Consider the following 26,715-nt stretch of genomic DNA (forward strand, 5'->3'; position numbering starts at 1 on the left):
CAACAGGGCCAAGCACTGGCGGGCGGTGGCCACGCGCTACGACAAGCTCGCAATCACTTACCGCGCCGGATTCGTCCTGGCCCTGGTCGTCGAATGGCTCAAATTATTGGGAGACACGACCTAGTGCGGCAGCAGCACGCCGGCGACGGACGGCGGTACCTTTTGAGGTTTTCCGTCCGTTCCCGGCATCTGATCCACGTGTCCGTTGACGAAATCGTCCTCGCTGATCCAGCTCGTGACACCCCAGGGGTTGTACACCTCCAACTGGTCGCCCTTGTGCCCGATGATCAGCATCTGATGGCCGCCGTCGTCGCCGCTCACCTGGAAGGGCACCGGCTGTCCACGCGAGACCGCCTTCTCGATGTCGGGCAGTATGGCGCGTCGGTCGCCCGTATCGTTCATGTCCCGCTCATCGTAGGACTGTCCGGTGTACGCGCCGATCTGCTCGTTGGCGATGATCCGGCCCTCGTCGTCGTACATGCCGTCCTTGCCGACGGTCTGGCGGATCTGATCCAGCCAGTTGCCCTCGTCACGACCGTGGTCGTAGAGAGTCGCCTGCTCGTCGCGCAGACGGTCCAGGAACGCTTCCCTACTCGTCGATTTCGGATCGTCCGGCTTGTTCCCGGTGGTCAGCATCAAGGTGTAGGAGGGGTCCACCATGGCACGGGCCATCACTGTCGACGACGCGACACAGGTCGGATATCGCCCCTGCGTCCACGACGCACCGTCGTATTCGGCATTTGTCGCCTGCGCGCTATGCGTGATCGGCGTGAGGTGGTTCTGCAGCCAACTCGGATCGTCACCATGTCCGTGGATCAGCCCGCCGAACTTGGCGACCTCGTTCACACTGTGCCCGGCAGCCAACGTCTTCATCAGGTATGCACGCTCCTGCGGCGACTTCGCCTGCGACAGAAGGTCGTCCATGCGGCGGCGATCGTCCTCGCTCAGCTGGTCGAGTCGCTGACCCGCTCGCTCCGCCTCGGCTTCGGACAAGATCTGATTTTCCTCGTGCGCACCACCCGGAGTGGCGCTCTCGGCCAGTACTACTCGGTCGGAACTGTCTAAATTCTCGGACTTCAGCGCGTGAGCCCGAGCCTGATCGGTCAGCGCGGTGAGGTCGCGGGCCGCGTCCCGGCCGGCGTCGGCAGCCGTTCGATACGCCTTGGCGAGTGACTCGCCGCCGGAGATGCCGAGCGAACGTGCCTCGAGGTAGTCGCCGTCCTCGCACGCCGCGGCGGCACGGCGCAGCGGGTCCTGCGCCTCGTCGTAGGTCTTGCGGGCATCGGTCAGGTCCGTGGCCAGAGTCAACAGGATGTTCCGCGCTTTACGGAGGACGATGGCCGCGCCTGCGATGTCCTCGGTGACGGCCACCACGACGTCACCGGCCAGATCCGAGGTGCGGCCCACCCAGACTTCCGGAAGGTCGTGCGAAGCGACATTGCCCAAGTCGACGGCGATTTGATCCGTGGGACCGGAGGCCTTCCCCAAGGCCTCGGCTATGAGTTCGGTCGCGTCTCCATCTCCTTTTGGCGGTGCGACGCCCAGCAATCGACCGATCGCGGCGGGTATCGCCAGTGTCTGCCCGAACGTACTCATTCGGAGCGTGCCGACGGCGTTGTCGATGGTTTCGAGCTCTGACATCGTCTCCCTGTCGAGTGGCCGGCACGCTGTTACTGCGGGTACACCACGCCTTGGAAATTGTGCGACCAACGCACATCGGTCTGCTGATAGACCGCTGCGACCTCGCGGAACTTGCTGTCGAGTTCGTCGAGCGCACCGGCATTGATCGTCAATTCGTCGGTCCACGCGGCCAAGAAAGCACGGTAGGCGTCCAGTGCGCCCCCGTCCCCCAGCACAGTGTCGGTACTCTGACCTAGATTGGTCAGGGCGGTCGATATCGCTCGAAGATCAGCCGCCCGATCGGCGGCGAAGGCCGCCAGTCGCTGAAGCCCTGAAAGGTCGGCCGACAGCCACTCCACCATGTACCGATTCCTCCCCTGTGTAAACCACGCGAAACTGTAGCAACAGAACGTTGTTCCGCGCGATCGGTGCAGTCGGGTACGCCGTTGCCAACCACGCCGGGGCTGAAAGTTTCAGGCGGGGAACCACATCGGGTAGAGCGTGGGGCCGTTTTCGGGGAGGTGGATCGGGTCGCCGGTGTGGTGGAAGCCGTGGCGGGCGTAGAGGCGGGCGGAGCGTTCGGTGCTGGCTTCGAGGTAGGCGGGGAAGGCGGAAGCTGTGGCGGAGCGGACGCCGTGAGCGACGACTGCGCTGCCCGCGCCGGTGCCGCGGTGTCGAGGGAGGGTGGCGATGGCCTGGAGGTAGCGGTGGGGGAAGACCGTGGGGTGGTGTCGGGCGATGGCGGCGGTGACGGCGGCCATGCGGCGGAACGGGGGTAGCGGGGTGGTTTCGAAGAGGTGGCGGGCCTCGTCGGCCTCGTGGCGGGCGCGGTCGAGGTCGGTGACGGTCTGCCACAGGGAGACCACGCGGATGTCGTCGGCGGGGCCGGCGACCCAGACCTCGTCGTCGCGGAGGGCGCGGGTGATCAGTTCGGGGGCGTAGTGGGTGCGGAACTGCTCGGCGATGTCCGGGCTCCCGTCCAGGACCCAGGCCGAGACCGCCTCGTCGGCGCTCGCTTCGGCGAAGACGCGTGCTACGACGTCGGCCTCCGCCGGTTCCGCGCGGCGCACCGTCAGCTGTGTCTGCATGGCGACCTCCTGAAGTGAACAGTGTGTGTGGTTGCCAAGCTATGGCCTACCTAGCCGTTTTACGACAATTTCGTCACACTGCGAGGTGTGATGAAATCAGGCTGCGGCGTGTGCGGTGCCGACCTGGCCCAGCCCGAACGCGGGCGGCGACGCCGCTACTGCTCGCGCGCGTGCCAGGCGCGCGCCTACCGGGCCCGCCGCGACACCCACGCGCTGCCGCCGCGCCGTCCTCGCCCGCGGCGTCTCACCGCCGTCGGAATCGTCCGTGTCGCAGTCGAACTCGCGGACCGCGACGGGCTGCACGCGCTGTCGATGCGCCGGATCGCGACGGAACTGCGGGTGGCGACCGCCGCCCTGTACCGGTACTTCCCGGACCGCGACACGCTCCTGGCTGAGATGGCGGAACTGGTGCTTGCCGAGAACCCGCCTCCGCCAACGGATCTCACCGGCTGGCGCGCCCGGATCGGTTACGAGGCCCGCGCGGAGTGGCGTCTCTACCGGCGGCACCCCTGGATGCTGCCGCTGCTCGCGCAGACCCGTCCGCCCGTCGGACCGGCCCTGCTGGACACTCTCGAGCGGTTCTTCACCGCTGTCGACCGCCCCGGACTGGACCGCGACGAGATGATGGCGATCTATCTCTCGGTCTCCGGCCTGGTGCAAGGCTTGGCTCTGCTGCCGAGTTCCGAAGGCACGCAACGAGATTCGGACGGAGCAGAGGCCTTCCGCAGCACGGCGACCGACCTCGTCACCCACGACTCCCACCCCACCCTCGCCCGCTACTTCAGCCCCGACACCGACCGCATCGACCTCGACTTCGATCGCCTGCTCGAGCAGGGACTCAACCTCCTGCTCGACGGCATAGACCGGCACCTACCCGCAACGGCGGACACCCTCCCGTCCTGAAACCGCCCGGCGCCTGCCCGCCGTCGCCGACCACCCACAACCACGAACCCAACCCCGCACGCACCCGCGCCGTCGCCGATCGCACACCCGCTGACCCGACCAGCGAACACCGCGCCCCTCCGCGAAGACAGCCTGCACCGAGGAGCACACCGCGACATCCCCCGCACACCCCAGCCCCACGGCGCAAATCCGCCCGACCAGTAGCCTTGTCCGCATGACAGCTGTTGCAGATCGTTCGCTCGGACCGGAACTGGCACGCACCGTAACCCTCGCCGCCGACACCGATGTGCTCGTCGTCGGGCTCGTCACGACCGACGACGGACCGGCGATCGCCCCGGACGACGTGTTCGACGACGTGCTGGGCGCGGACCTGCGCGCCGCGCTGGTGGAGCAGTTGCGGGCCGTCGGGGCGAAGGGCAAGGGCGAGGAGCTGACCCGGGTGCCGGCGCCGCAGGGACTGGGCGTCACCAGCGTGCTCGCGGTCGGGCTGGGCGCCGCCGACAAGGTCGACGCGGAGCAGATCCGCAAGTCCGCCGGGGTGGCGGCCCGTTCGCTGACCGGCGTCGGCACCGCGGCCACCACGCTGTCCGGTCTCGACCTGGGCGCGGCGGCCGAGGGCTTCTACCTCGGCGCGTACACGTTCACCCCGTTCCGTTCGGGCAAGTCCGCTCCCAAGCCGGACGAGCAGCCGGTGCGGCGCGTCGAATTCCTGGTCCCCGAGCCGGATTTCGGCGAGGAGGCACTGTTCCGGGCGCAGTCGACCGCGGAGGCCGTCGCCACCGCCCGCGACTTCGTCAACACCCCGCCCAGCCACCTGTACCCGGCGGAATTCGCCGCGCGCGCACAGGAATTGGCCGAAGCCGCCGGGCTGGAGGTCGAGGTCCTCGACGAGAAGGCTTTGGAGGCACAGGGTTACGGCGGCATCATCGGCGTCGGCAAGGGCTCCTCGCGCCCGCCGCGGCTGATCCGCATCGCCTACCGCGGCGGCGCGAAGAAGGTGGCCCTCATCGGCAAGGGCATCACCTTCGACACCGGCGGCATCTCCATCAAGCCCGCGGCCAACATGGAGAACATGACCTCGGACATGGGCGGTGCCGCCGCGGTCATCGCCACCGTGCTGCTCGCGACGCGGCTGAGCCTGCCGGTGACGGTCACCGCCACCGTGCCGATGGCCGAGAACATGCCGTCGGCCACCGCGCAGCGCCCCGGCGACGTCCTCACCCAATACGGCGGCACGACCGTCGAGGTGATCAACACCGACGCCGAGGGCCGGCTCATCCTCGCCGACGCCATCGTGCGGGCGAGCGAGGACGAGCCCGACTACCTGATCGACGTGGCCACCCTGACCGGTGCGCAGATGGTCGCGCTGGGCGCGCGCACCCCGGGCGTGATGGGCACCGAGGAGTTCCGCGATCGGGTCGCCCGCCTGTCCCAGCAGGTCGGCGAGAACGGCTGGGCCATGCCCCTGCCCGCCGAACTGCGCGCCGACCTCAACTCGAAGGTCGCCGACCTGGCGAACGTCACCCCGCACCGCAACGGCGGCATGCTCGCGGCAGGCCTCTACCTCAAGGAGTTCGTCCCCGAGGGCGTGCAGTGGGCCCACCTGGACGTCGCCGGCCCCGCCTTCAACACCGGCGGCCCCTTCGGCTACATCGGCAAGGGCGGCACCGGCGTCCCCGTCCGCACCCTGATCGCCGTCCTCGACGACATCGCCGCGGAGTAACCGACCCCGGCCCGCCCACTTCCCCACCGAGACAGCGACTTTCGCCGCCTCCCCGGGAAATGGGCGGGCCGAGCGCGAGCGCCGCCGAGTCCCGTCCCATCAACAACACCAAGAGATGCCACGCCGACGGCCGGACCAGCCCGCAGTGCCGGAACAGTCCGATTCGACCGCCCTCGACGCCTCACCCGCACGACTTCGGCGCACCCACACAGCTACGTGCACCGGCACGGGCTGCGTCACGTGACCTTGCCGCAGCGGCATCGAAGTGACGTGCAATGAGCGGAAACACATCACCGAGAACGCCCTCACGACACCCGTCGCGGAACACCCTCACCACCTCCGCCACGGAACACCCTCACCACGCCCGCCACGGAACACTCTCACCACGCCCACCGCAGAACACCCTCACGACACCCACCGCGGAACACCCTCACCACGCCCGCCACGGAACACCCTCACGACACCCACCGCAGAGCACCCTCACCACGCCCACCACGGAACACCCGCACAACACCCACCGCAGGGCACCCTCACGACACCCGCCGCGCCGACCGGTAGGCCGCGGGCGCCTGCCCGTGCAGCCGCTTGAACGCCCGGGAGAAGGCGAACTCCGAGGCGTACCCGATGCTGCGGCCCACCGCGGCGACGGAGTCGGCGCTGTCGCGCAGGCGGCGGGCGGCCAGCTCCATGCGCCAGCGGGCCAGGTAGGTCAGCGGCGGCTCGCCGACGAGGGCGGTGAAACGGCGGGCCAGGGTGGCGCGGGAGACCTGGACCCGCTCGGCCAGTTCGGCCAATGTCCAAGCGTGCGAAGGGTTCTCGTGCAGCAGCGCCATCGCGCGGGCGATCTCCGGGTCGCGCAGCGCCAGCAGCCACGACGCGGCCGCCTCGGTGCGCGACTCGGTCCAGGCCCGCAGGGCGTGGATGAACAGCACGTCGACGAGCCGGTCCACCACCGTCTGCGCGCCGGGCCGTTCGTCACCCGCCTCGGCGGCGAGCAGGGTGAGCGTGGCGGCCAGCTCGGGCCGGTGCGCCGCCTGCTCCGACGACACGTGCACCACCGGCGGCAGCAGCGTGAACAGCGGATGCGCCCCGTAGTTGTCGTAATGGTAAGCGCCACAGACGGTCCGGGTGCTCGGACCGGGACCGTCCAGGACGATCGCGCGGCGGCCCGGCGGCGGCGCGATCCGCTGGTACGGCGTCAGCGGCGCGTCCGGCGCACTGGCCAGGGCGTGGCCGCCGCCGGTCGGCAGCAGCACGAAATCCCCGGCGCCCAGGGCCAGCGGCGCGGCGCCCGCGCGCAGCAGCCAACACTCGCCCGCCACCACGGCGTGGAACGCGGCCATCGGCACCTCGTCCAGCCGGACGCCCCAGGACCCGGCCGCGGTCAGCTGCGCCATCACGACGCCGGTCACGCCGGTCGCGGCCAGCACATCGGTCAGCACATCCACGCGACCAGTGTATGAGACGTCCTGCTATGGATTCGCGACGTCCGATCATGGTCGCCGAGCGGTACCGCACATAATGTCTCTCGTATGCCAGAAAGCTACTCGCACAACCTGATTCGGTTCCAAGAACAGTACGCCGGAGTGCTGCCGGAGGATCTGGTGCAGCGCGCGCAGGACCATGCCGGAAGTCTCAGCGACCTCGGCTCGGACGCGCTCACCTCCGGCGCCCTCGCCCCCGACTTCACCCTCCCCGACCACCGCGGGCGGGACTTCCACCTCGCTACCGCGCTGCGGACCGGCCCGGTGATCGTGGCCTTCTACCGCGGCGGCTGGTGCCCGTACTGCAATGTGCAGCTGCACACCCTCCAGCAGTCGCTTCCGGAGTTCCGCGCACGCGGCGCACGACTCGTCGCGATCTCCCCGGACCTGCCGGACGATTCGCTGTCCACGGCCGAGCGCCACGCCTTGGAGTTCGAGGTGCTGTCCGATCCGGACAACCACGCCGCCCGCGCCTACGGCCTGCTGTTCACGGTGCCCGAGGACGTCCGCGACCTCTACCGCACCGCGGGCGCGGACCTCACCGCCACCGACGACCAGCTGCCGATCCCCGCCACCTACGTCATCGGCGCCGACCGCCGCATCCGCTTCGCCCACATCGACGGCGACTACCGCCAGCGCGCAGAAGCCGCCGACATCCTCGCGGCCCTGACCGACACCACGGAGGCCGCAGGCTGATCCGGCGACCGCACAGGACACCGCGAGCCGACGGGAGAACCCGAGCATCACGCGAAGGACCCCGCTCAGGGGTTGGGCTCGCCCAATTCCCGTTCCAGCGCCCGCTTGCGCTCGATGCGCCGGCGGGCGTCGAAATCGCGCATGCGTTGGGGGTAGCCGGTGCGGTGCACGTCGTAGACGGGAATGCCCAGGCGGCTCGACAGCCGCCGGGCACCCTGCTCCCCCACCACCCGACGGGTCCATTCACCATCCGTGGCAACAAGTACCACCGTGACATCGGTCACGGTGGTTTTCGGCTCCACATAGGCCTCGACGCCGACGTGGGTGCGGACCCAATCGTCGAGATAACGGAAATCTCCGGCGCTCGCGCCGCCCGCCCCGCCGCGGCGGAAACGATCCAGCAAACCCATCTCCGCCCCACCTCCTCGTTCCAAGAACCGGACACGCTCGGACCCGGTCCATCGATACTGCCAGCAGGGCGGCGTTCCCGGCGGCGCACGCGTCCGCCCGTCGCGAACCGCACCCCGCCGGACGGGGTAGCACCCCGGACACGGCACGCCCTGTGCTACGCGTCGCGACGGCGAGTGCAAGGATGGAGAGTCGGAACATGAACCACATACGGATCTCCGGTGCCACACAGCACGATCGGTGGCATTCGGGCAGCCGCCGCGACCGCGGTGGGCGCCCGCCGAGAGACGAACTGTTGTAGACCCGTCGAGCAGTTAGAGGAGTCAACGGACATGGCCTTCTCCGTCCAGATGCCAGCGCTTGGTGAGAGCGTCACCGAAGGCACCGTGACCAGGTGGCTGAAGCAGGAAGGAGACACGGTCGAGGTCGACGAGCCCCTGCTCGAAGTGTCCACCGACAAGGTCGACACCGAAATCCCGTCGCCGGCCGCCGGCGTGCTGACCAAGATCGTGGCCAAGGAAGACGACGTCGTCGAGGTCGGCGGCGAGCTCGGCGTGATCGGCGATGCCGGTGAGGCCGCAGCCTCCGAGCCCGCCCCTGCCCCCGAAGCCGCCGCCCCGGCGCAGCAGCCCGCGCCCGCCGCCGAGCCGGCCCCGGCCCAGCAGCCGGCGCCCGCCCCGCAGCCCGCCGCCCAGTCGTCCGCACCGGCCGCGTCCGACGGCACCCCGGTGAAGATGCCCGAACTCGGCGAATCGGTCACCGAGGGCACCGTGACGCGCTGGCTCAAGCAGGTCGGCGATCAGGTCGAGGTCGACGAGCCGCTGCTCGAGGTCTCCACCGACAAGGTCGACACCGAGATCCCGTCGCCGGTGGCCGGCACGCTGCTGGAGATCAGCGCGAACGAGGACGACGTCGTCGCCGTCGGCGGTCAGCTCGGCGTGATCGGCAGCGGTTCCCCCGCCGCGCAGCAGGCGCCCGCCCCGGCTCCGCAGCCCGCTCCCGAGCCCGAACCGCAGCCGGCCCCCGCGCCCGCCGCCCCGGCTCCCCAGCCCGCGCCGGCCCCGCAGCCCGCACAGCAGCAGGCCCCCGCGCAGCAGGCTCCCGCCCCGCAGCAGGCCCCGGCGCAGCAGGCCCCCGCGCAGCAGCCCGCACCTGCCCGCACCGCCCCGGCTCCCGCCACGTCCGGCAACGGCGAGGCCCCGTACGTGACTCCGCTGGTCCGCAAGCTGGCCGCCGAGAACAACGTCGACCTCGCGTCGGTCAAGGGTTCGGGCGTGGGCGGTCGCATCCGCAAGCAGGACGTGCTCGCCGCCGCCGAGGGCCAGAAGGCTCCCGCCGCACCGCAACCCGCCGCGGCCGCGCCGGCCCCGGCGCCCCAGCAGACCGCCGCCCCCGCGGCGCAGGCCGGCGTCCGCCCGCAACTGCAGGCGCTGCGCGGCACGGTCCAGAAGGCCAGCCGCATCCGCCAGATCACCGCGGTCAAGACCCGCGAATCGCTGCAGACCACGGCGCAGCTGACGCAGACCCACGAGGCCGACGTCACCCGGATCGCCGCCCTGCGCGCGCGGGCCAAGGACGCGTTCAAGGAGCGCGAGGGCGTCAACCTGACGTTCCTGCCGTTCTTCGCCAAGGCCGCGGTCGAGGCGCTGGGCGTGCACCCGAACGTCAACGCCTCCTACAACGAGGACACCAAGGAGATCACCTACCACTCGGCCGTGCACCTGGGCATCGCGGTGGACACCGAGCAGGGCCTGCTCTCCCCGGTCATCCACAACGCCAGCGACCTGTCGCTGGCCGGTCTGGCCCGCGCCATCGCCGACATCGCCAACCGCGCCCGCACCGGTGGCCTGAAGCCGGACGAGCTGGCCGGCGGCACCTTCACGATCACCAACATCGGCAGCCAGGGCGCGCTGTTCGACACCCCGATCCTGGTCCCGCCGCAGTCGGCGATGCTGGGCACGGGCGCGATCGTCAAGCGGCCGGTCGCGATCTCCGACAACGGCAACGAGTTCATCGGCATCCGCTCGATGTGCTACCTGCCGCTGACCTACGATCACCGGCTGATCGACGGCGCCGACGCGGGCCGCTTCCTCACCACCATCAAGCACCGGCTCGAGGAGGCCGCGTTCGAGGCCGATCTGGGCCTGTAACAGGAGAACCCGTTACCGCATGAAGGTTGTGATCGCCGGCTCGTCCGGTCTGATCGGGACGGCGCTCGTGGCGGCCCTGCGGCGCGACGGGCACGAGGTGGCCCGCCTGGTGCGCCGTCCCGCCGCCGCCCGCGACGAGTTCTCCTGGGATCCCGTCCGCGCGCAACTCCCGCAGCCGGCGCTGCGGGGCGCGGACGCGGTGGTCAACCTGTGCGGCGCCGGTCTCGGGTCGCGGCGCTGGAACGGCGGTTTCAAGCAGGAACTGCGCGACAGCCGCCTCACTCCCACCGATGTGCTCGCCGAGGCGGTCGCCGCCGCGGGTGTGCCGACGCTGGTCAACGCCAGCGGCGCGCACTACTACGGCGGCGACGCCGGCGACCGGGTGCGGACCGAATCCGACCCGGCCGGAACGGGTTTCCTCGCAACGCTGTGCCGCGACTGGGAGGCCGCCACCCGACCGGCGGCCGAGGCGGGCGCCCGGGTGGTGCTGTTGCGCAGCGCCGTGGTGCTCGCGCGCCACGGCGGCCTGCTCGGCATGCTGCAGCCGCTGTACTCGCTGGGCCTGGGCGGGCGGCTGGGCAGCGGCCGCCAGTACCTGCCGTGGATCTCACTCGACGACGAGATCGGCGGCATCGCCTTCGCCCTCACCCACGACACCGTGTCCGGCCCGGTGAACATGACCGGCCCGGCCCCGGTCACCAACGCCGAATTCAACCGCGCCCTCGCCCGCGCCATGCATCGCCCCGCGCCGCTGGTGGTCCCGGCCGCCGCCCTGCGCCTGCTGGTGGGCGAGCTCGCGCAGGAGGCGATCCTGCACGGCCCGCGCGCCATCCCGACCGTGCTCGAGGAAGCCGGATACACCTTCCAGCACAACACGATCGGTCAGGCGCTGGCCGCGGTCGTGGGCCGCGGCGATGCCTGACCGCGACGTGCTCGTCCGGGACGCGCGCCCCGACGACCTGCCGGAGATCCTGGTCATCCACAACGACGCCATCACCGCGACGACGGCGATCTGGGACACCGAGACCGTGGAACTCGAGGAGCGGCAGGCCTGGCTGCGGGACCGGCGGGCCGCGGGATACCCCGTCCTGGTCGCCGAGATCGACGGCGCGGTCGCGGGTTACGCCAGTTACGCGCAGTGGCGGCCGAAATCGGGATATCGGCAGAGTGTGGAGAACTCGGTGTACGTCGCCGAGGGCTACCGCCGCCGCGGTGTCGCCACCGCGTTGCTGGCGGAGTTGCTGGACCGTGCCGGGCGGTCGGGATCCGTGCACGCGGTCATCGCCGCGATCGAGTCGGCCAACACCACCTCCATCAAGCTCCACGAGAGGTTCGGGTTCCGGATCGTGGGCGAATTGCCCGAGGTGGGACAGAAATTCGGGCGCTGGCTCGATTTGACCTTGATGCAGCTGACCCTGCCGACACAGCCCCCTGGACCCGCGACCGAAATCCGGTAACGATGGCGTAACCTCGCTCTGGTGAGCGAGCCTGCCAGCGCACCTTCCCGGGGCGAGCCTACGAGCGAGACCGACGCCGCCCTCCCGGCCCCGACCGCCCTGCACGGCCGTCGCACGGCTCGATCCGCCCGTTACGACGAGACCGCCGTGCTCGTCGAGAATCTGGGCCTCATCGACTATCACAGCGCGTGGGACATCCAGCGCGGCATCGCCGACGAGCGCGCCGAGGGCCGCGGGCAGGACCGGCTGCTGCTGCTCGAACACCCCTCGGTGTTCACCGCCGGCCGCCGCACCGAACCGGCCGAACTGCCGCTGGACGGCAGCCCGGTGGTCCAGGTCGACCGCGGCGGCAAGATCACCTGGCACGGCCCCGGGCAATTGGTCGGCTACCCGATCGTGCGGCTGGCCGAGCCGCTCGACGTCGTCGACTACGTGCACCGCCTGGAAGAAGCGCTCATCACCGTGTGCCTCGGATTCGGGGTCGGCTGCGGCCGGGTGCCGGGCCGCTCCGGCGTCTGGGTGCCCGCGGATGCCGTACGGCCCGAACGGAAGATCGCGGCGATCGGCGTGCGGGTGCAACGCGGCGTCGCCCTGCACGGCGTGGCGCTGAACTGCAATTCCGCCCTCGACGGCTTCGAGACGATCGTGCCCTGCGGCATCGCCGACGCCGGGGTCACCACCCTGAGCCGGGAGCTGGACCGCGAGGTCACTGTCGGCGAGGTGCTCGGCCCCGTCGCCGAGGCGATCGTGGCGGCCCTGGACGGCACGCTGCCCGTCGCCGAGCACGCTGTTGCCCGGGTCACACCCCTGGGCGACGCCGCCGGAGCACCCGCCGAGGCCGAATGATCACGGCGTAGCATCGGTGCAGTGACCTCCGTCGACACCCCGACATCGAACAGCGCGGCACCACACGCGGCCGCAGCTCCCAACGGCCGCAAGCTGCTTCGCATCGAAGCGCGCAACGCCGAGACGCCGATCGAGCGCAAACCGTCGTGGATCCGCACCCGCGCCACCATGGGCCCGGAGTACTCCGAACTCAAGGGCCTGGTGAAACGCGAAGGGCTGCACACGGTCTGCGAGGAGGCGGGCTGTCCGAACATCTTCGAATGCTGGGAAGACCGCGAGGCCACCTTCCTCATCGGCGGCGAGCAGTGCACCCGCCGCTGCGATTTCTGCCAGATCGACACCGGCAAGCCCGCCGCCCTGGACCGCGACGAGCCCCGCCGGGTCGCCGAGAGCGTCGCGTCGATGGGCCTGCGCTACTCGACGGTCACCGGCGTCGCGCGCGACGACCTGGAGGACGGCGGCGCCTGGCTCTACGCGGAGACGGTGCGCGCCATCAAGCGGCTCAACCCGCACACCGGCGTGGAACTGCTGATCCCCGACTTCAACGCGGTCCCCGAGCAGCTGGCCGAGGTCTTCGCTGCCCGGCCGGAGGTGCTGGCGCACAACGTGGAGACGGTGCCGCGGATCTTCAAGCGCATCCGCCCGGCCTTCCGCTACGAGCGGTCGCTGCAGGTCATCACCGCGGCCCGCGAGGCGGGGCTGGTCACCAAGTCGAACCTGATCCTCGGCATGGGCGAGACGCCCGAGGAGGTCACGCAGGCGATGCGCGACCTGCACGAGGCCGGCTGCGACATCCTCACCATCACCCAGTACCTGCGGCCCTCGCCGCGGCACCACCCGGTGGACCGCTGGGTCAAGCCGGAGGAGTTCGTCGAGCACTCCCGCGTCGCCGAGGAACTCGGCTTCGCCGGTGTCATGGCCGGCCCACTGGTCCGCTCCTCCTATCGCGCCGGCCGCCTGTACGCCCAGGCCATGAAGCGCCACGGTCGCGAGCTACCCGCGGAAATGGCCCACCTCGCCGACGAGAGCACCGCCGCCCAGGAAGCCACCTCGGCCCTCGCCCGCTTCGGTTCCTGAACCACCCGCCCGGCCTGTCCCGGGATCCGACGAATCGCTGACAGGCCGTGGTCTTCGGTGGGAAGCTCGGGTTGACCGCAGGTGTCTACTCCGGGAGCGAGGACACGCATGGCCGAGAGGGCGAGCACATCGGCAGGCGCCAACGGTACGACGATCGCGGCGGACCGCCCCGACGCGATCCGCAACGTGGCGCTGGTGGGCCAGAGCGGATCGGGCAAGACCACGGTGGTGGAGGCCCTCGCGGTCGCCACCGGCGCGGTCACCCGGGCCGGGCGGGTCGAGGACGGCACCTGTGTCTCCGACTACGACGACATCGAGCAGCGACAACACCGCTCCGTCCAGCTGTCGGTGGTGCCGATCGCCTGGTCGGGGATCAAGATAAACCTGCTGGACACACCCGGATACGCCGATTTCGTGGGTGAGCTGAGGGCCGGTCTGCGCGCCGCGGACGCGGCCCTTTTCGTCGTCTCGGCCGCGGCGGGGGCGGCGGGGGTGGGCGGCCAGACCATGGCGCTGTGGGAGGAGTGCGCGAGCGTCGGCATGCCGCGCGCGCTGGTGATCACCCACCTCGACGCCGCCCGCGCCGACTTCGACGAGATCACCCGCACCTGCCGCGACCTGCTCGGCGACGGTGCAGCGGAAAGCATGCTGCCGCTGCACCTTCCGGTCTACGGGCCGAAGGGACCCGACGGGCACCGCCCGGTGACCGGTCTGATCGATCTGCTCACCAGGCAGGTCTTCGACTACTCGGCGGGCGCGCACACCCGGGCCGAGGCCACGCCCGAGCAGGCGGCGCTGCTCGACGAGGCGCGCGGCCGGCTCATCGAGGGCATCATCGCCGAGAGCGAGGACGAAACCCTCATGGACCGCTACCTGGAGGGCGCGGAGATCGACCTCGCCACCCTGGTGACCGATCTGGAACGAGCCGTCGCCCGCGGCACCTTCCACCCCGTCCTGATCGCCGCGCCGCCGCCGGACGGCGGTCGCGAGGGCCTGGGCATGGTGGAGATCCTGGAGCTGATCACCCGCGGATTCCCCACGCCCGCAGAGCATTCCGTGTCGGCCTCGGGTCTGGACGGCAGCCGGGTGCGGCCGCTGGCCTGCGACCCGGACGGCCCGCTGGCGGCGGAGGTGATCCGCACCGCGTCGGATCCCTATGTCGGGCGGCTGTCGCTGGTGCGGGTGTTCTCGGGGACGCTGCACGCCGACGACACCGTGCACGTCTGCGGCCACGGACCGGTCGAGGAGCGCAACCACGACGTCGACGAGCGGGTGGGCGCGGTCTCGACGCCGTTCGGCAAGCAGCAGCGCCCGCTCGGACAGGCCATCGCGGGCGATATCGCCTGTGTCAGCAAGCTCGGCCACGCCGAGACCGGAGATACCTTGTCCGCCAAGGATTCTCCGCTACTGATCGCGCCGTGGCCGATCCCGGAGCCGCTGCTGCCCGTGGCCATCCGCGCGCACGGCAAGGCCGACGAGGACAAGCTGTCGCAGAGTCTGGCGCGCCTGGTCGCCGAGGATCCGTCGGTGCGGCTGGAACAGAACGGGCAGACTCACCAGCTGGTGCTGTGGTGCCTGGGCGAGGCGCATCGCGATGTCGCGCTGGAGCGGCTGCGGTCCCGGTTCGGCGTGCGGGTCGACACCGTCGAGCACCGCGTCGCGCTGCGAGAGACGTTCGCCACCACCGCTTCCGGGCGCGGACGGCATGTGAAGCAGTCCGGCGGCCACGGCCAGTACGCCATCTGCGAGATCGAGGTGGCGCCGCTGCCGGAGGGGTCGGGCATCGAGTTCGTCGACAAGGTGGTGGGCGGAGTCGTTCCGCGCCAGTTCATTCCGTCGGTGGAGAAGGGCGTGCGGGCGCAGGCCGCGCGCGGCGTGGCCGCCGGATACCCGCTAGTGGACGTGCGGGTCACGCTTTTCGACGGCAAGGCGCACTCGGTGGACTCCTCCGACGCCGCCTTCCAGACCGCGGGCGCGCTGGCGCTGCGCGAGGCGGCGGCCGCCGCGCGCATCAGCCTGCTGGAGCCGATCGCCGAGGTCGGCGTCACCGTGTCCGACGACTACGTGGGCGCGATCCTCAGCGACCTGTCCGGCCGGCGCGGCCGCGTGCTCGGCACCGAACCCACGACCGGCGCGCGCACCGTCGTCCGCGCCGAGGTGCCCGAACTCGAATTGAGCCGCTACGCCATCGAATTGCGCTCACTGGCGCACGGCGCGGCGCAGTTCACCCGCGCCTACGTCCGGCACGAGCCGATGCCCGCCCAGCGCGCCGACAGTATCCGCGCGCAGGCGGCGGCCCAGGTCTGACGACCGGCTCACTCGTGCCACGGGCTCGCCGCGGACGCGGCCGCCTCGACGTCGGGATGGATCGGCAGTAGCTCGGGCAGGTCGGCGGCGGCGACGATGCGCGCCACGATCGAGGCGGTGGAGACCAGGCGCAGTTCGACGCCGTGGCGGCGGCACCGGCTCGCCTCGCCCGCGAGCACGGCGAACGCGCGGCAGCTGAGGAAACCGACTTCCGTGAGGTCGACGACCAGCGGGCCGGGTGCCGTGACCACCGCCGAGGCGTCGCGCAGCATGCGCTTCCAGGCCGTCAGCGTGCACGCGTCCACTTCGCCGCGCGCGTGCACGACCAGCGCGCGGCCTCGATATTCGGTGTGACCGGAGAGCTGGGAACCCGAATCGGCCGGAGAGCACAGAAGGTCGCCGGAGACCGGTCGATGGGTTGCGGTTGATGCGGTGGGGCTCATAGCGCCCTCCCGAGAGTCGGCGCCGCTGCGCGCGGAAAATCGATCCGCCCTGCTGATCTGAAGGCAAACCCTTGGCTTAGGAGTAACCGGTACGCCGGTCGCCGAAACGTCGGGCCGCCGCGGGCGGCCGGTCGCGTCCCGCCGCCGAAGCGACCGGACATTCCCGATATCCTGGGGACCATGGCAGCAGGTAAGGGCGGGAAGCCGTCCAAGGAAGCGAAGGCCGCGGCGAAGGCGGCGCGCAAGCAGGCGTCGAAGGAGCGGCGCCAGCAGCTCTGGCAGGCGTTCAACATGCAGCGCAAGGAAGACAAGCTGCTGCTGCCGCTGATGCTCGGCGCGTTCCTCGGTATCACCGTGGTGCTGTTCGTGATCGGCCTGTTCGTGCACCTGCAGTGGTTCTTCCTGCCGGTGGGCCTGCTGCTCGGCGCGCTGGTGGCGTTCATCGTCTTCGGGCGCCGGGTGCAGCGCAACGTGTACGCCAAGGCCGAGGGCCAGGCGGGCGCGGCGGCCTGGGTGCTGGACAACCTGCAGGGCAAGTGGCGCGTCACCCAGGGCGTCGCGGCCACGACTCAGCTCGACGCGGTGCATCGGGTGATCGGCCTGCCGGGTGTCATCCTGGTCGCCGAGGGCTCACCCTCGCGCCTGAAATCGCTGCTGGCGCAGGAGAAGAAGAAGACCGCCCGGCTCGTCGGCGACACCCCGATCTACGACGTCGTCATCGGCAACGAGGAGGGGCAGGTCCCGCTGAAGGGCCTGCAGCGCTACCTCACCAAGCTCCCCCGCAACATCGACACCAAGCGCATGGACCTCATCGAGGGCCGCCTCTCGGCGCTCGCCACCCGCGGCGGCCCGGCCCTGCCCAAGGGCCCGCTCCCCGCCGGCGCCAAGATGCGCGGCATGCAGCGCACTATTCGTCGCCGCTGAGAGTTCTCGCGTCAGGCCCGCGTCCGAAACTTCGGGACGCGGGCCTTCGCATTGCACGCGCGGCTTCGTGTTGGGTCGGAAGCTTCGCCTTCGAGGCGCGGGCTGCGCCTTCGCTCTCAAGGCGCGGTCTGGGCCTTCGCTCTCGAGGCGCGGGCTGGGCCTTCGCCCTCGAGGCATGGGCTGCGCCGTCATCTCCGGAGAGGCACAAGCCCCTCCCACGCGGCGCGAACTCGGCGGCTAGCGGGCGCGAACCAAGGCCGTGCCGGTGGCGCGGTCGTGCATGCCGCGGCCGTCGGAGTCGGTGAAGAGGGCGGGCACCACGAAGATCAGCAGCACCTGCCGGGCGAGGGCGCGCACGAAACCGACCGGTGCCTCGGCATCCACTCGAATCACCCGCAGGCGCAGGAAGTACTGCCCCGGGGTGAACCCGAACAACGTCACCGTGACGACACCGATCACGAACCACACCAGCAGCGTGAGCGTGTTGATCGAGCCGCCGCGCGCGATGATCGCGGCGATCCCCATGGCGATGAACCAGTCCACGAACAGCGCGACGATCCGCCGCAGCAGCGACACCAGCGACCCGGCACCGTCTTTCGGCAGGCCCAGCAGTTCGCCCGGGTACTCGCCGGTGCTCGGCTGACCCGGGTCGGCCGCATTCGGTCCGGACAGCCAGGAACCGGTGATTCGCGCCATGCCCCCAGCTTAGGCGGCGGGTTCGTGCCGCCCACGTCACACCCGGACCCCACTCTTCGCCGCCCTGGCACACGGCTACTGCCGCGCGAATCCCGCCGGACCCGGTTGCGCGCCGGAAACTCTCCGCCGCCAACGCGTCACCGATCGTGGTTATTAACACATGTTTGCAGAGTCTTCACGCACGCCGGAACACCGGTAGTGGCAGGATATGCGTGCTGGTCGGGCGACGATCGGCACCGAGCGCGGCCGCCGGCCGGACGGCGCGGTGCCGACACCTGCGCCCGGCGGTACGTGTAACACTGGCGAAACACAGTCTTGATTGTCGGGAAACACCGCGTCCATAGCGTTCATCTGCGACACCCAGCAATCGGCACAGGCTGGGAACCGATCCGTAAGGAGTACTAAGTGGCGTTCAGCACGGCCGACGAGGTCATCAAGTACATCAAGGAGGAGGAGGTCGAGTACGTCGACGTCCGGTTCACCGACCTCCCCGGTGTGCAGCAGCACTTCTCGATCCCGGCGAAGGCGTTCACCGCCGACCTGGCCGAGGAGGGTCTGGCATTCGACGGATCGTCGGTGCGCGGTTTCCAGTCGATCGACGAGTCGGACATGCTGCTGCTGCCCGACTTCAGCACCGCGCGCGTGGACCCGTTCCGCGCGGCGAAGACGCTGAACCTGAACTTCTTCGTGCACGACCCGTTCACCCGCGAGGCCTACAGCCGCGACCCGCGCAACGTCGCCCGCAAGGCCGAGGAGTACCTGCGCAGCACCGGCATCGCCGACACCGCGTACTTCGGTCCCGAGGCGGAGTTCTACATCTTCGACTCGATCCGCTACGACTCGGCGATGAACGGCTCGTTCTACGAGATCGAGTCGGTCTCGGGTTCGTGGAACACCGGCGCGGAGTTCAACCCGGACGGCACCCTGAACCGCGGCTACAAGGTCCGCAACAAGGGCGGCTACTTCCCGGTCGCGCCCTACGACCACTACGTCGACCTGCGCGACAAGATCTCGACCAACCTGCAGAACGCCGGTTTCGAGCTGGAGCGCGGCCACCACGAGGTCGGCACCGCCGGCCAGGCCGAGATCAACTACAAGTTCGACACCCTGCTGGCCGCCGCCGACGACCTGCAGCTGTTCAAGTACATCGTGAAGAACACCGCGTGGGCCGAGGGCAAGACCGTCACCTTCATGCCCAAGCCGCTGTTCGGTGACAACGGCTCCGGCATGCACGTGCACCAGTCGCTGTGGAAGGACGGCAAGCCGCTGTTCCACGACGAGGCCGGCTACGGCGGCCTGTCGGACCTGGCGCGGCACTACATCGCGGGCATCCTGCACCACGCGCCGTCGCTGCTGGCGTTCACCAACCCGACGGTGAACTCCTACCACCGCCTGGTGCCGGGCTTCGAGGCCCCGATCAACCTGGTGTACTCGCAGCGCAACCGCTCCGCGGCCGTGCGCATCCCGGTCACCGGCAACAACCCGAAGGCCAAGCGCCTCGAGTTCCGCGCGCCGGACTCCTCGGGCAACCCGTACCTGGCCTTCGCCGCCATGATGATGGCGGGCCTGGACGGCATCAAGCGCAAGCTGGAGCCGGCCGCCCCGGTCGACAAGGACCTCTACGAGCTCCCGCCGGAGGAGGCCAAGAACATCCCGCAGGCCCCCACCAGCCTGGCGTCGGTCATCGACAAGCTGGAAGAGGACCACGAGTACCTCACCGAGGGCAACGTCTTCACCGAGGACCTGATCGAGACCTGGATCACGATCAAGCGCGAGCAGGAGATCGCCCCGGTCAACCTGCGCCCGCACCCCTACGAGTTCGAGCTCTACTTCGACGTGTAAGTCGCGGTACCGCAAGAGTTCTCACGGAGCCCCAGCCGGATTCGGCTGGGGCTCCGGATTTTCGGGGCTCACGCACTCGCAATACCTCGACTGAGCGCTTCGAGCCCACCGATCGATCCCTCAAGTCCCAACCAACCGCTCTCCCATTCGCGCAATGCTTTCCGGTCCCGCTCAGCGCTTCTCGAGTCTCACTGAGCGCTCCTCGGATCTCGCTGGGCGGGGAAACGGACCGGAACGCCGACTCACGGGCGGGCGGTCCGCCTACTGTCGCCCGCCATGAAGATTTCACTCATTTCCCTGATCGGCACCGGGCTCATGGTGCTCACCCTCACCGCGGGATCGGTTGCCGCCCAACCCTCTTCCGCGCCAGATGCCGGTGCGGCGGGACCCGAGCCCGGCGCGGCAGCCCCCGCCGTCGATGCGCCGACGGCGACCGCGGGCCGCATCGCGCTACAGGGCGCGGTCAATGTCCGGGATATCGGCGGTTATCGCACCTACGACGGCAAGACGGTAAAGGCGGGCAAGGCAATTCGCGCCGATTCCCTGGAAAAGCTCACCGACGCCGATATCCGCACGCTGGCCGGCCTCGGGTTACAGGCGGCCGTCGATCTGCGCACGCCGGGCGAGGTCCAGTTCGCCGGCCCGGACAAACTGCCGCCCGGTGTCCCCTCCGTCGCCCGCCCGATCGACGACACCGGCCTGTTCCAGCAGATGATGACGGTGATCCGGTCCGGCGATCCGCAGCAGCAGGAGGCGGTGCTCGGCAACGGCGGCGCGGAGCGCATCATGCAGAACGTCTACCGCAGCTTCCTCTCCGACGACTCGCGGGCGAAATTCGCGCAGACGGTGCGCGACCTCGCGACCACCGGCAAGCCGACGCTCTACCACTGCACCGCGGGCAAGGACCGCACCGGCTGGCTCACCTACGTCGTACTCCGCGCCGTCGGAGTCCCGGAACCCGTTGCGCGCCAAGACTATCTGCTGTCCAACCAATACCGCGCCGCCGCCGACGCCGCCCTGCGCGACCAGGTACGCCGAGCGGGCCTGATGCAGAACCCGAACCTCCTCATCCCGCTCCAGGAGGTCCGCACCGACTACCTCGACACCACCCTGCGCCAACTGGAACAGACCTACGGCGATTTCGGCAAGTTCCTCACCCAGGGCCTGAACCTCACCCCCGCGACCATCGTCGAACTCCGCAAGAACCTGGTCGGCTGAACCTCGCCCGCCGCGCGGCGACCGATCTCAAAGATGCGGGTGGCAGCCGAGGGAGGCGCTGAATACCGCCGGGCGACGATCGGCGGTGGGGCGGTGCGCGGGTTCGGCGCCGCGCAGGCGATCGAGCGCGCGGCGGGCACGGTTGCCGAGGGCGGGCAGCACCGGGCGGTGTTCGATACGAGGAACGCGGATCACAACAGAACTCCCTTCGCCGGCGACCGCTGGGCCCACCATTCTTCCACCACATAACCCGTCCGACCGTCAAGTTTCCGCATACGTCCCTGCCCGAACACCGGCGTTCGGGCACCCCTTGCCGACCCCCGGACAGAATGAGATGATTTGTTAGTAAGTATCTCATGTTGTCTAGTGATCAGAGGAGATCACCATGACCGCGTCGGTAGCACGGATCGACCGCACCGCCAGCGAACTTCCGCCCCGGCAGCCCTTCGGGCCCGGTACCAAGATGTGGGACGAGACGGGGCTGATCACCTTCTCGCTCACCGCGGGTTCGGCGTTCCTGCTGCAGACCATGGAACCGACCATCGCCGCCGTCGTCGACGAGCACTCGACCTTCCGCACCGACCCCATGGGCCGCGCCATGCGCAGTCTCGCGTCGGTGATGATGTGGGTCTACGGCGGCGAGGAGGCGCTGGCCGAGGCGGATCGGCTGCGCAAGATGCACGCCTCGCTGAACACCGTCGACGCGGCGGGCGTCCACCACAAGGCGCTGTCGTCCGGCCCGTGGGCGTGGGTGCTGCACACCGGCACCTTCGCCTTCACCGAGGGCAACCGGTACTTCACCCGCGCGCCGCTCACCGCCGCGGAGAAGGACGAGTACTACTGCGAGGTGGTGCAGCTGATGCGCAACTTCTCGGTGCCGCCCAAGGAGATTCCGGCCACCTTCGACGACTGGCAGCGGTGGTTCGACGAGATGGTCGAGAACCATTTGGTGGCAACGAATGTCGCGCACGACTACCTGCGAGTGATCCGCAGGATCGCCCCGCCGACCTTTCTCCCGCGCCCGCTGGCGCCGCTGTGGCGGATCGCCACCGCCCCGATCGGCCGCATGCAGTACTTCTGCACCGTCGGCACCACCCCGGAATCCGCCCGCCGCAAACTCGGCCTCACCTGGACCGCCGCCGACGAACGCAAACTCCGCGTGCTCGGGTGGGTCATCGGCCGCACCGTCCCGAAGCTCCCCGAGCGAATCCGGTACTTCCCCATCGCCTACGAGGCCCGCAAGCTCGAACGCGACCGCGCCCGCCTCCGCAAGATGATCGATCTCCGTCCGCTCTGACGCGGCACGTTTCGGCGGGTTGCACGGCACCCCGGCGTGGCGATTCGTCGCCGCTGGGGCGCGGGTGCTGAACAATGCAACGGTGACCGTATCCCCTTGCGAACGTGGTGGCCGATGACCAGCAGCACCCGCGCGGCGACCGGCGTGGACGACCGCACCGCCGAACGACTGGCGGCCGCGCTGCGCTGCGCCACCGTCTCCTCCGACAGCGGCGCGGCCACCCCCGCGGTCGACGCCGAGTTCGACAAGCTGGGCAAGCACCTCGAGCGGTCCTTCCCGCTGGTGCACGACCGACTGGAGATGACCGGCTTCGGCCACAGCCGGTTGTACCGCTGGGCAGGCACCGAGCCGGGCACCGCGGCGATCCTGCTGGCGCACCTGGACGTCGTGCCCGTGGACGACGAGCAGGGCTGGACCCACCCGCCGTTCGCGGGCGTGGTCGACGACGAGTTCGTCTGGGGCCGCGGCGCCATCGACGACAAGAGCCGGGTGCTGGCGATACTCGAAGCCGTCGAGACGGCGCTGGCGGCCGGGCGGCGTCCGGAGCAGACGATCTTCCTCGCCTTCGGTCACGACGAGGAGGCGATGGGCTGCGGCGGCGCCGCCCGGATGGCCGCGCACCTGCATTCCCTCGAGGTGCGGGCGGAGCTTCTGCTCGACGAGGGCGGGGTGGTGACCGAGGGCGTCGCGCCCGGCGCTCGACGACCGACCGCGTTCCTGATGCTCGGCGAAAAAGGCTGGGCCACAGTGCGACTGGCCGTCACCGACCCCGGCGGGCATTCCTCGATGCCGGGCCGCCAGACCGCGGTCGGCCGGATCGCCCGGGCCGTGGCCCGCCTGCAAGACCACCCGATGCCGCTGCGCATGACGCCGGTGACCGCCGATATGCTCACCCGCATCCGCCCCGCGATGTCCGCGCTGCCGCGCGCCGCGCTGGGCCTGCTGCCGGTGGCGCGCGGCGCGGTGGCGCGGCTGATGGCGACGCGTCCGCAGACCGAGGCGCTGGTGCGCACCACCACCGCGCCGACCGTCATCCGGGGCGGTGTGAAGGCGAATGTGCTGCCGCAGTCGGCCGAGGCGCTGGTGAATTTCCGCATCCTGCCCGGGGATTCGGTCACCGAGGTGCTCGAGCACTGCCGCCGCGTGGTGCGCGACGACGGGATCGACCTGGAGTTGGTCGGCATGTCGTCGGAGCCGTCGGCGATCACGGGCCCCGGACCCGCCTTCGACGTCGTCGCCGGAATCGCCCGCGCCGTGGTGCCGGATGCCGTCATCACCACCGGCATGGTCCCGGGCGCCACCGACTCCCGCTACTACGACGGCCTGGCCACCACGCGCTGCAACTTCGCCCCCGTCGTCCTCGACCCGGCGGACCTCAAACGCATCCACGGTACCGACGAACGCCTCTCCCGCCCCAACTACGCCCGCCTCATCGATTTCAACCGCCGCCTCATCGACCACTACACCCGGGAGGCGTGAACACCGGTCGGGGCGGTGCGGGCGTGCGAGACTGGGCGGCGGGTCGGCGGCGGACGGAGGAGCGATGATGCGGACCGAGACCGGTGGATTCGAAGGGCGCGGCGGGCGAATTTTCTGGCGGGCCTGGCTGCCGGACGAGCAGGTGCGGGGCGTGGTCGTGCTCGTGCACGGGGTGGCCGAGCATTCCGGGCGCTACGAGCACGTCGGAAAACGTTTGGCGGACAACGGGTTCGCCGTCTACGCTCCAGATCACCTCGGGCACGGGCAATCGGCGGGCGGCAAGGCGAACATCGACTCGGTGGACGGGGCAGCCGACAATGTCGCGACGCTGCTGGAGACCGCGAGCGCCGCGCACCCGGACGTCCCGAAGTTCGTTGTCGCACACAGCATGGGCAGCCTGATCACCCTGTACCTGGCGACCCGAGCACCCCTCGACGTGGCGGGCATCGCGATATCGGCACCCCCGCTGGTCATCTCCGCCGGCAACCCGGTACAGCGCCTCCTGGCTCCGGTCCTGAGCCGATTGACACCCGGACTCGGTGTACTGCAACTGGATTCGTCAGCCATCAGCCGTGACCCCGAGGTCGTCCGCGCCTACGACGCCGATCCGCTGGTATTCCGCGGCAAGCTCCCCGCCCGCACCGGCGCGGAAATCCTGCGCGCGACCGAGCTCATCACGCACCGCCTGGACCACCTCACCGTCCCGACCCTGGTCCTGCACGGCACCGCCGACGCCCTCGCCGCCCCGGAAAGCACCGACCTCATCGAGCGGCACGCCGGCGCGAAGGACTTGACCGTGAAGCGCTACCCCGGCCTGTACCACGAGGTCTTCAACGAGCCCGAGCAGGATGCGGTCCTCGGTGACCTGGTCGGCTGGCTCGAGGAGCACCTCACCTCCTGAACCGGACCGGGCGACCCCGGCCACTCACGCACGCTCCCGCAACGCGACCGGAAGTGTTCAGCTGGACGCAACCGGGCGCTGCTAGCGTGCGCGCGTGTCTGCACGGTTGGTGGTGAGTATCCATGATGTGGCGCCGGCGACGGCCGCGGAGACCGCGCGGTGGTGCGCGGATGCCGACGGGTTCGGAATTCCGGTGTCGCTGTTGGTGATTCCCGGTCCGTGGCGCGGGGCGAGCCTGGTGGCGGAGCCCGGTTACGGGATGTTTCTGCGGGAACGCCGCGCGCACGGTGACGAGATCATGCTGCACGGCTGGGAGCATCGCGCCCCGAACGCGGGACCGTGGCCGCGGCGGGCGGTCGCCCGCCTGGTCGCGCGTGGTGCGGCCGAATTCGCCGCTCTCGACGCCGCGTCCGCCGAGGCGCGGCTGCGGCGGGCCATGGCGGCGATGGACGACCTCGGCCTGGCGACCACGGGCTTCACGCCGCCCGGCTGGCTGGCCTCACCGGCTGCGGAGCGCGCCCTGGGCCGCGCCGGGTTCTCCCACACCACCGACCATTTCGGTGTCCGAGACCTGCGCTCCGGCAAGCGTGTTCGCGGCTTCGCTCTCTCGCAACGGCCCGGCGGCAGTGGGGAGCGCACCGCCGCCCGGCTCATGCAGTCCCTCTCCCGGCGAATCGCCGCACACGGCGGCTTCGTACGCATCGCCCTGCATCCCGACGATCTCCATCGCCCCGGCCTGCGCGAAGCCGCCCTCCGAGCGATCGACGCCGCCCTGTCCGCCGGCGCCACCGCCACCACCTACGCCGAGGTCGTCGGGTGACACCGCACCCGCCCTCCGGCCACACCCGCCCCAATCGTGACCGGCAGGCACAGCGGGCAGTCCTGCCCGGTAAACCACGCTCCGGCAACGCCCATCCGAGACGCGATCAGCAAGCGCTTCCGCGTCAGGGGGCTGCCGCGACACGGGGTGGCCGAGGGCTTTCCGCACTCCCGCGTGACGAGGTAGATCTCTGATGCGAATCGTGCAGCTGGCGAACTTCTACACCCCCGCCTCAGGTGGGCTGCGGACCTGTGTCGACGAGATCGGGCGCGGGTATCTGGCGGCCGGTCACGATCGGGTGCTGGTGGTGCCGGGGCTGACGGACGCCGACGAGCGCACCGCCGCGGGGCGGCGAATCACGGTGCGGGGGCCGCGTTTCGGCAGCGCGGGCTATCACGTGCTCACCGCGCGTCGAACCAGGCCGCTGCTCCAGGACCTGCGCCCCGATGTGCTGGAGTGCAGCGACAAGCTGAGTATGCGCTGGCTCGCGCCGTGGGCGCGCCGCACGGGCGTGCCACTGGTGCTGTTCTCCCACGAACGCATCGACGCCATCCTGCGCAGCCGGGTGCCGCCCGGGTTCCCGCTCGTCACCGCCGCCGACCTGGCCAATCGGCGGCTCGCGTCGCGGGTCGGGCACATCGTGGTCGCCTCCGAGTTCGCGCGCGACGAGTTCACCCGGATCGGTGTCCGCCATGTGCACCGCATTCCGCTGGGCGTGGACCTCGAAACCTTCCGGCCGCGCAACGAAACGCCCCGTCGAATTCCCGGTCACCCGAATGACATTCTGGATCGCTGCGCCCGCCTCAGATTGATCCTGGTGAGCCGACTGTCGCGCGAGAAACACCCCGACCGCGCGATTGCGGCCCTAGAGCTTTTGCGGCGCAACGGAATCGACGCTGAACTCACCGTGGTCGGCGACGGACCGCTACGTGCGGAACTCGAGCAGCTCGCGACCGGCCTACCGGTCCACTTCGCCGGTCACGTCTCCGGCCGTGAAGCCGTCGCCGACATGATCGCCGCCGCCGACATCGCCCTGTGCCCTTCTCCCGCAGAGACATTCGGCCTCGCAGTGCTCGAAGCCCTGGCATGCGGCACCCCGGTGGTGGTCCCCCACGACGGCGCGGCCCGCGAACTACTCGGCGCGCCCGCCTCCGGAATCGAATGCGACGGCACCCCAGCCGGTCTCGCCCGAGCGGTCCACACTCTCCTGGCCTTCCCCGCCGACCTCCGCCGCCGAGCCGCCCGCCACAGCGCCGAACGCTTCCCCTGGGCCCGCACGGTGACCGAAATGCTCTCCCTCTACGCCCATTTCGAGCCCGCCCTCCGCTCGGCATGA

25 protein-coding genes are annotated in these 26,715 nt (G+C 70.3%); 17 read left to right on the forward strand and 8 right to left on the reverse strand.

From position 1 onward, the window contains the following. Nucleotides 1-120: 120 nt before the first annotated feature. The 3 genes from IU476_RS29115 to IU476_RS29125 all read right to left on the reverse strand — a co-directional run bounded on the left by IU476_RS29115 (nt 121) and on the right by IU476_RS29125 (nt 2,708). Nucleotides 121-1,641: a hypothetical protein gene (locus tag IU476_RS29115; protein WP_195105497.1), complete on the reverse strand. Its 1,521-nt coding sequence runs from the start codon at nt 1,639-1,641 to the stop codon at nt 121-123. Between the two features lie 29 nt (nt 1,642-1,670). Further along, a complete protein-coding gene (locus IU476_RS29120) occupies nt 1,671-1,982 on the reverse strand; it encodes a hypothetical protein (protein WP_195105498.1) in 312 nt (103 codons plus the stop codon). A 111-nt stretch (nt 1,983-2,093) separates the two neighbouring features. Beyond that, the gene (locus tag IU476_RS29125) at nt 2,094-2,708 is read right to left on the reverse strand and encodes a GNAT family N-acetyltransferase (protein ID WP_195105499.1); all 615 of its coding nucleotides are present in this window, start codon (nt 2,706-2,708) and stop codon (nt 2,094-2,096) included. 90 nt (nt 2,709-2,798) lie between these two features. On the opposite strand from IU476_RS29125, the gene IU476_RS29130 reads away from it, so the two are divergent. Together IU476_RS29130 and IU476_RS29135 are read left to right on the forward strand one after the other, a co-directional pair. Beyond that, nucleotides 2,799-3,611, forward strand: a complete 813-nt coding sequence (locus IU476_RS29130; RefSeq protein WP_195105639.1) for a TetR/AcrR family transcriptional regulator — start codon at nt 2,799-2,801, stop codon at nt 3,609-3,611. 214 nt (nt 3,612-3,825) lie between these two features. Further along, on the forward strand, nt 3,826-5,334 hold the full coding sequence (locus tag IU476_RS29135; RefSeq protein ID WP_195105500.1) for a leucyl aminopeptidase: 1,509 nt from the start codon (nt 3,826-3,828) through the stop codon (nt 5,332-5,334). 530 nt (nt 5,335-5,864) lie between these two features. On the opposite strand, the gene IU476_RS29140 is transcribed toward IU476_RS29135, so the two are convergent. Further along, complete coding sequence (locus tag IU476_RS29140) at nt 5,865-6,782, reverse strand: AraC family transcriptional regulator (protein ID WP_195105501.1); 918 nt, start codon at nt 6,780-6,782, stop codon at nt 5,865-5,867. A gap of 84 nt (nt 6,783-6,866) precedes the next feature. On the opposite strand from IU476_RS29140, the gene IU476_RS29145 reads away from it, so the two are divergent. Then, the gene (locus IU476_RS29145) at nt 6,867-7,514 is read left to right on the forward strand and encodes a peroxiredoxin-like family protein (protein WP_195105502.1); all 648 of its coding nucleotides are present in this window, start codon (nt 6,867-6,869) and stop codon (nt 7,512-7,514) included. 65 nt (nt 7,515-7,579) lie between these two features. On the opposite strand, the gene IU476_RS29150 is transcribed toward IU476_RS29145, so the two are convergent. Then, entirely contained in the window at nt 7,580-7,924 is a 345-nt protein-coding gene (locus tag IU476_RS29150; RefSeq protein WP_195105503.1) for an oxidoreductase, read from the reverse strand. Nucleotides 7,925-8,254: 330 nt separating this feature from the next. Between IU476_RS29150 and sucB the strand changes: the two genes are divergently transcribed. The 6 genes from sucB to IU476_RS29180 all read left to right on the forward strand — a co-directional run bounded on the left by sucB (nt 8,255) and on the right by IU476_RS29180 (nt 15,759). Beyond that, on the forward strand, nt 8,255-10,072 hold the full coding sequence (gene sucB / locus IU476_RS29155; RefSeq protein WP_195105504.1) for a 2-oxoglutarate dehydrogenase, E2 component, dihydrolipoamide succinyltransferase: 1,818 nt from the start codon (nt 8,255-8,257) through the stop codon (nt 10,070-10,072). Between the two features lie 19 nt (nt 10,073-10,091). Beyond that, entirely contained in the window at nt 10,092-10,994 is a 903-nt protein-coding gene (locus IU476_RS29160; protein WP_195105505.1) for a TIGR01777 family oxidoreductase, read from the forward strand. Then, a complete protein-coding gene (locus tag IU476_RS29165; protein ID WP_195105506.1) occupies nt 10,987-11,529 on the forward strand; it encodes a GNAT family N-acetyltransferase in 543 nt (180 codons plus the stop codon). The genes IU476_RS29160 and IU476_RS29165 overlap by 8 nt, the downstream gene beginning before the upstream one ends. Nucleotides 11,530-11,628: 99 nt before the next feature. Continuing rightward, nucleotides 11,629-12,375 carry a lipoyl(octanoyl) transferase LipB gene (gene lipB, locus IU476_RS29170; RefSeq protein ID WP_195105640.1) on the forward strand — a complete coding sequence of 249 codons (747 nt, stop codon included), beginning with the start codon at nt 11,629-11,631 and terminating at the stop codon, nt 12,373-12,375. Nucleotides 12,376-12,396: 21 nt separating this feature from the next. Then, nucleotides 12,397-13,452, forward strand: coding sequence for a lipoyl synthase (lipA, locus tag IU476_RS29175; RefSeq protein ID WP_195105507.1), 1,056 nt, complete (start codon nt 12,397-12,399; stop codon nt 13,450-13,452). 108 nt (nt 13,453-13,560) lie between these two features. Then, on the forward strand, nt 13,561-15,759 hold the full coding sequence (locus tag IU476_RS29180; RefSeq protein WP_195105508.1) for an elongation factor G-like protein EF-G2: 2,199 nt from the start codon (nt 13,561-13,563) through the stop codon (nt 15,757-15,759). An 8-nt stretch (nt 15,760-15,767) separates the two neighbouring features. Here the strand turns inward: IU476_RS29180 and IU476_RS29185 are convergent, their stop codons facing one another. Next, nucleotides 15,768-16,202, reverse strand: coding sequence for an anti-sigma factor antagonist (locus tag IU476_RS29185; RefSeq protein ID WP_195105509.1), 435 nt, complete (start codon nt 16,200-16,202; stop codon nt 15,768-15,770). A 180-nt stretch (nt 16,203-16,382) separates the two neighbouring features. Here IU476_RS29185 and IU476_RS29190 point away from each other — a divergent pair, with 180 nt between their 5' ends. Beyond that, nucleotides 16,383-17,126 carry a DUF4191 domain-containing protein gene (locus tag IU476_RS29190; protein WP_195105510.1) on the forward strand — a complete coding sequence of 248 codons (744 nt, stop codon included), beginning with the start codon at nt 16,383-16,385 and terminating at the stop codon, nt 17,124-17,126. Nucleotides 17,127-17,363: 237 nt separating this feature from the next. Here the strand turns inward: IU476_RS29190 and IU476_RS29195 are convergent, their stop codons facing one another. Then, nucleotides 17,364-17,822, reverse strand: a complete 459-nt coding sequence (locus IU476_RS29195; RefSeq protein ID WP_195105511.1) for an RDD family protein — start codon at nt 17,820-17,822, stop codon at nt 17,364-17,366. 405 nt (nt 17,823-18,227) lie between these two features. Between IU476_RS29195 and glnA the strand changes: the two genes are divergently transcribed. After that, entirely contained in the window at nt 18,228-19,664 is a 1,437-nt protein-coding gene (glnA, locus tag IU476_RS29200; RefSeq protein WP_195105512.1) for a type I glutamate--ammonia ligase, read from the forward strand. A 276-nt stretch (nt 19,665-19,940) separates the two neighbouring features. Then, nucleotides 19,941-20,882 (forward strand): tyrosine-protein phosphatase, encoded by a 942-nt coding sequence (locus tag IU476_RS29205; RefSeq protein ID WP_228824521.1) that lies wholly within the window; start codon nt 19,941-19,943, stop codon nt 20,880-20,882. Between the two features lie 27 nt (nt 20,883-20,909). Here the strand turns inward: IU476_RS29205 and IU476_RS29210 are convergent, their stop codons facing one another. Further along, nucleotides 20,910-21,077, reverse strand: a complete 168-nt coding sequence (locus tag IU476_RS29210) for a hypothetical protein (protein ID WP_195105513.1) — start codon at nt 21,075-21,077, stop codon at nt 20,910-20,912. Nucleotides 21,078-21,267: 190 nt separating this feature from the next. Here IU476_RS29210 and IU476_RS29215 point away from each other — a divergent pair, with 190 nt between their 5' ends. The 5 genes from IU476_RS29215 (at nt 21,268) to IU476_RS29235 (ending at nt 26,715) form a co-directional block, all read left to right on the forward strand. Continuing rightward, entirely contained in the window at nt 21,268-22,179 is a 912-nt protein-coding gene (locus tag IU476_RS29215; RefSeq protein ID WP_195105514.1) for an oxygenase MpaB family protein, read from the forward strand. A 114-nt stretch (nt 22,180-22,293) separates the two neighbouring features. Continuing rightward, nucleotides 22,294-23,658, forward strand: coding sequence for a M20/M25/M40 family metallo-hydrolase (locus IU476_RS29220; RefSeq protein WP_195105515.1), 1,365 nt, complete (start codon nt 22,294-22,296; stop codon nt 23,656-23,658). 67 nt (nt 23,659-23,725) lie between these two features. Next, the gene (locus IU476_RS29225; RefSeq protein ID WP_228824522.1) at nt 23,726-24,559 is read left to right on the forward strand and encodes an alpha/beta hydrolase; all 834 of its coding nucleotides are present in this window, start codon (nt 23,726-23,728) and stop codon (nt 24,557-24,559) included. 94 nt (nt 24,560-24,653) lie between these two features. Beyond that, entirely contained in the window at nt 24,654-25,379 is a 726-nt protein-coding gene (locus IU476_RS29230; RefSeq protein ID WP_195105517.1) for a DUF2334 domain-containing protein, read from the forward strand. A 193-nt stretch (nt 25,380-25,572) separates the two neighbouring features. Continuing rightward, nucleotides 25,573-26,715 carry a glycosyltransferase gene (locus tag IU476_RS29235; RefSeq protein ID WP_195105518.1) on the forward strand — a complete coding sequence of 381 codons (1,143 nt, stop codon included), beginning with the start codon at nt 25,573-25,575 and terminating at the stop codon, nt 26,713-26,715.

Source organism: Nocardia blacklockiae (assembly GCF_015477355.1).
Lineage (GTDB): Bacteria > Actinomycetota > Actinomycetes > Mycobacteriales > Mycobacteriaceae > Nocardia > Nocardia blacklockiae.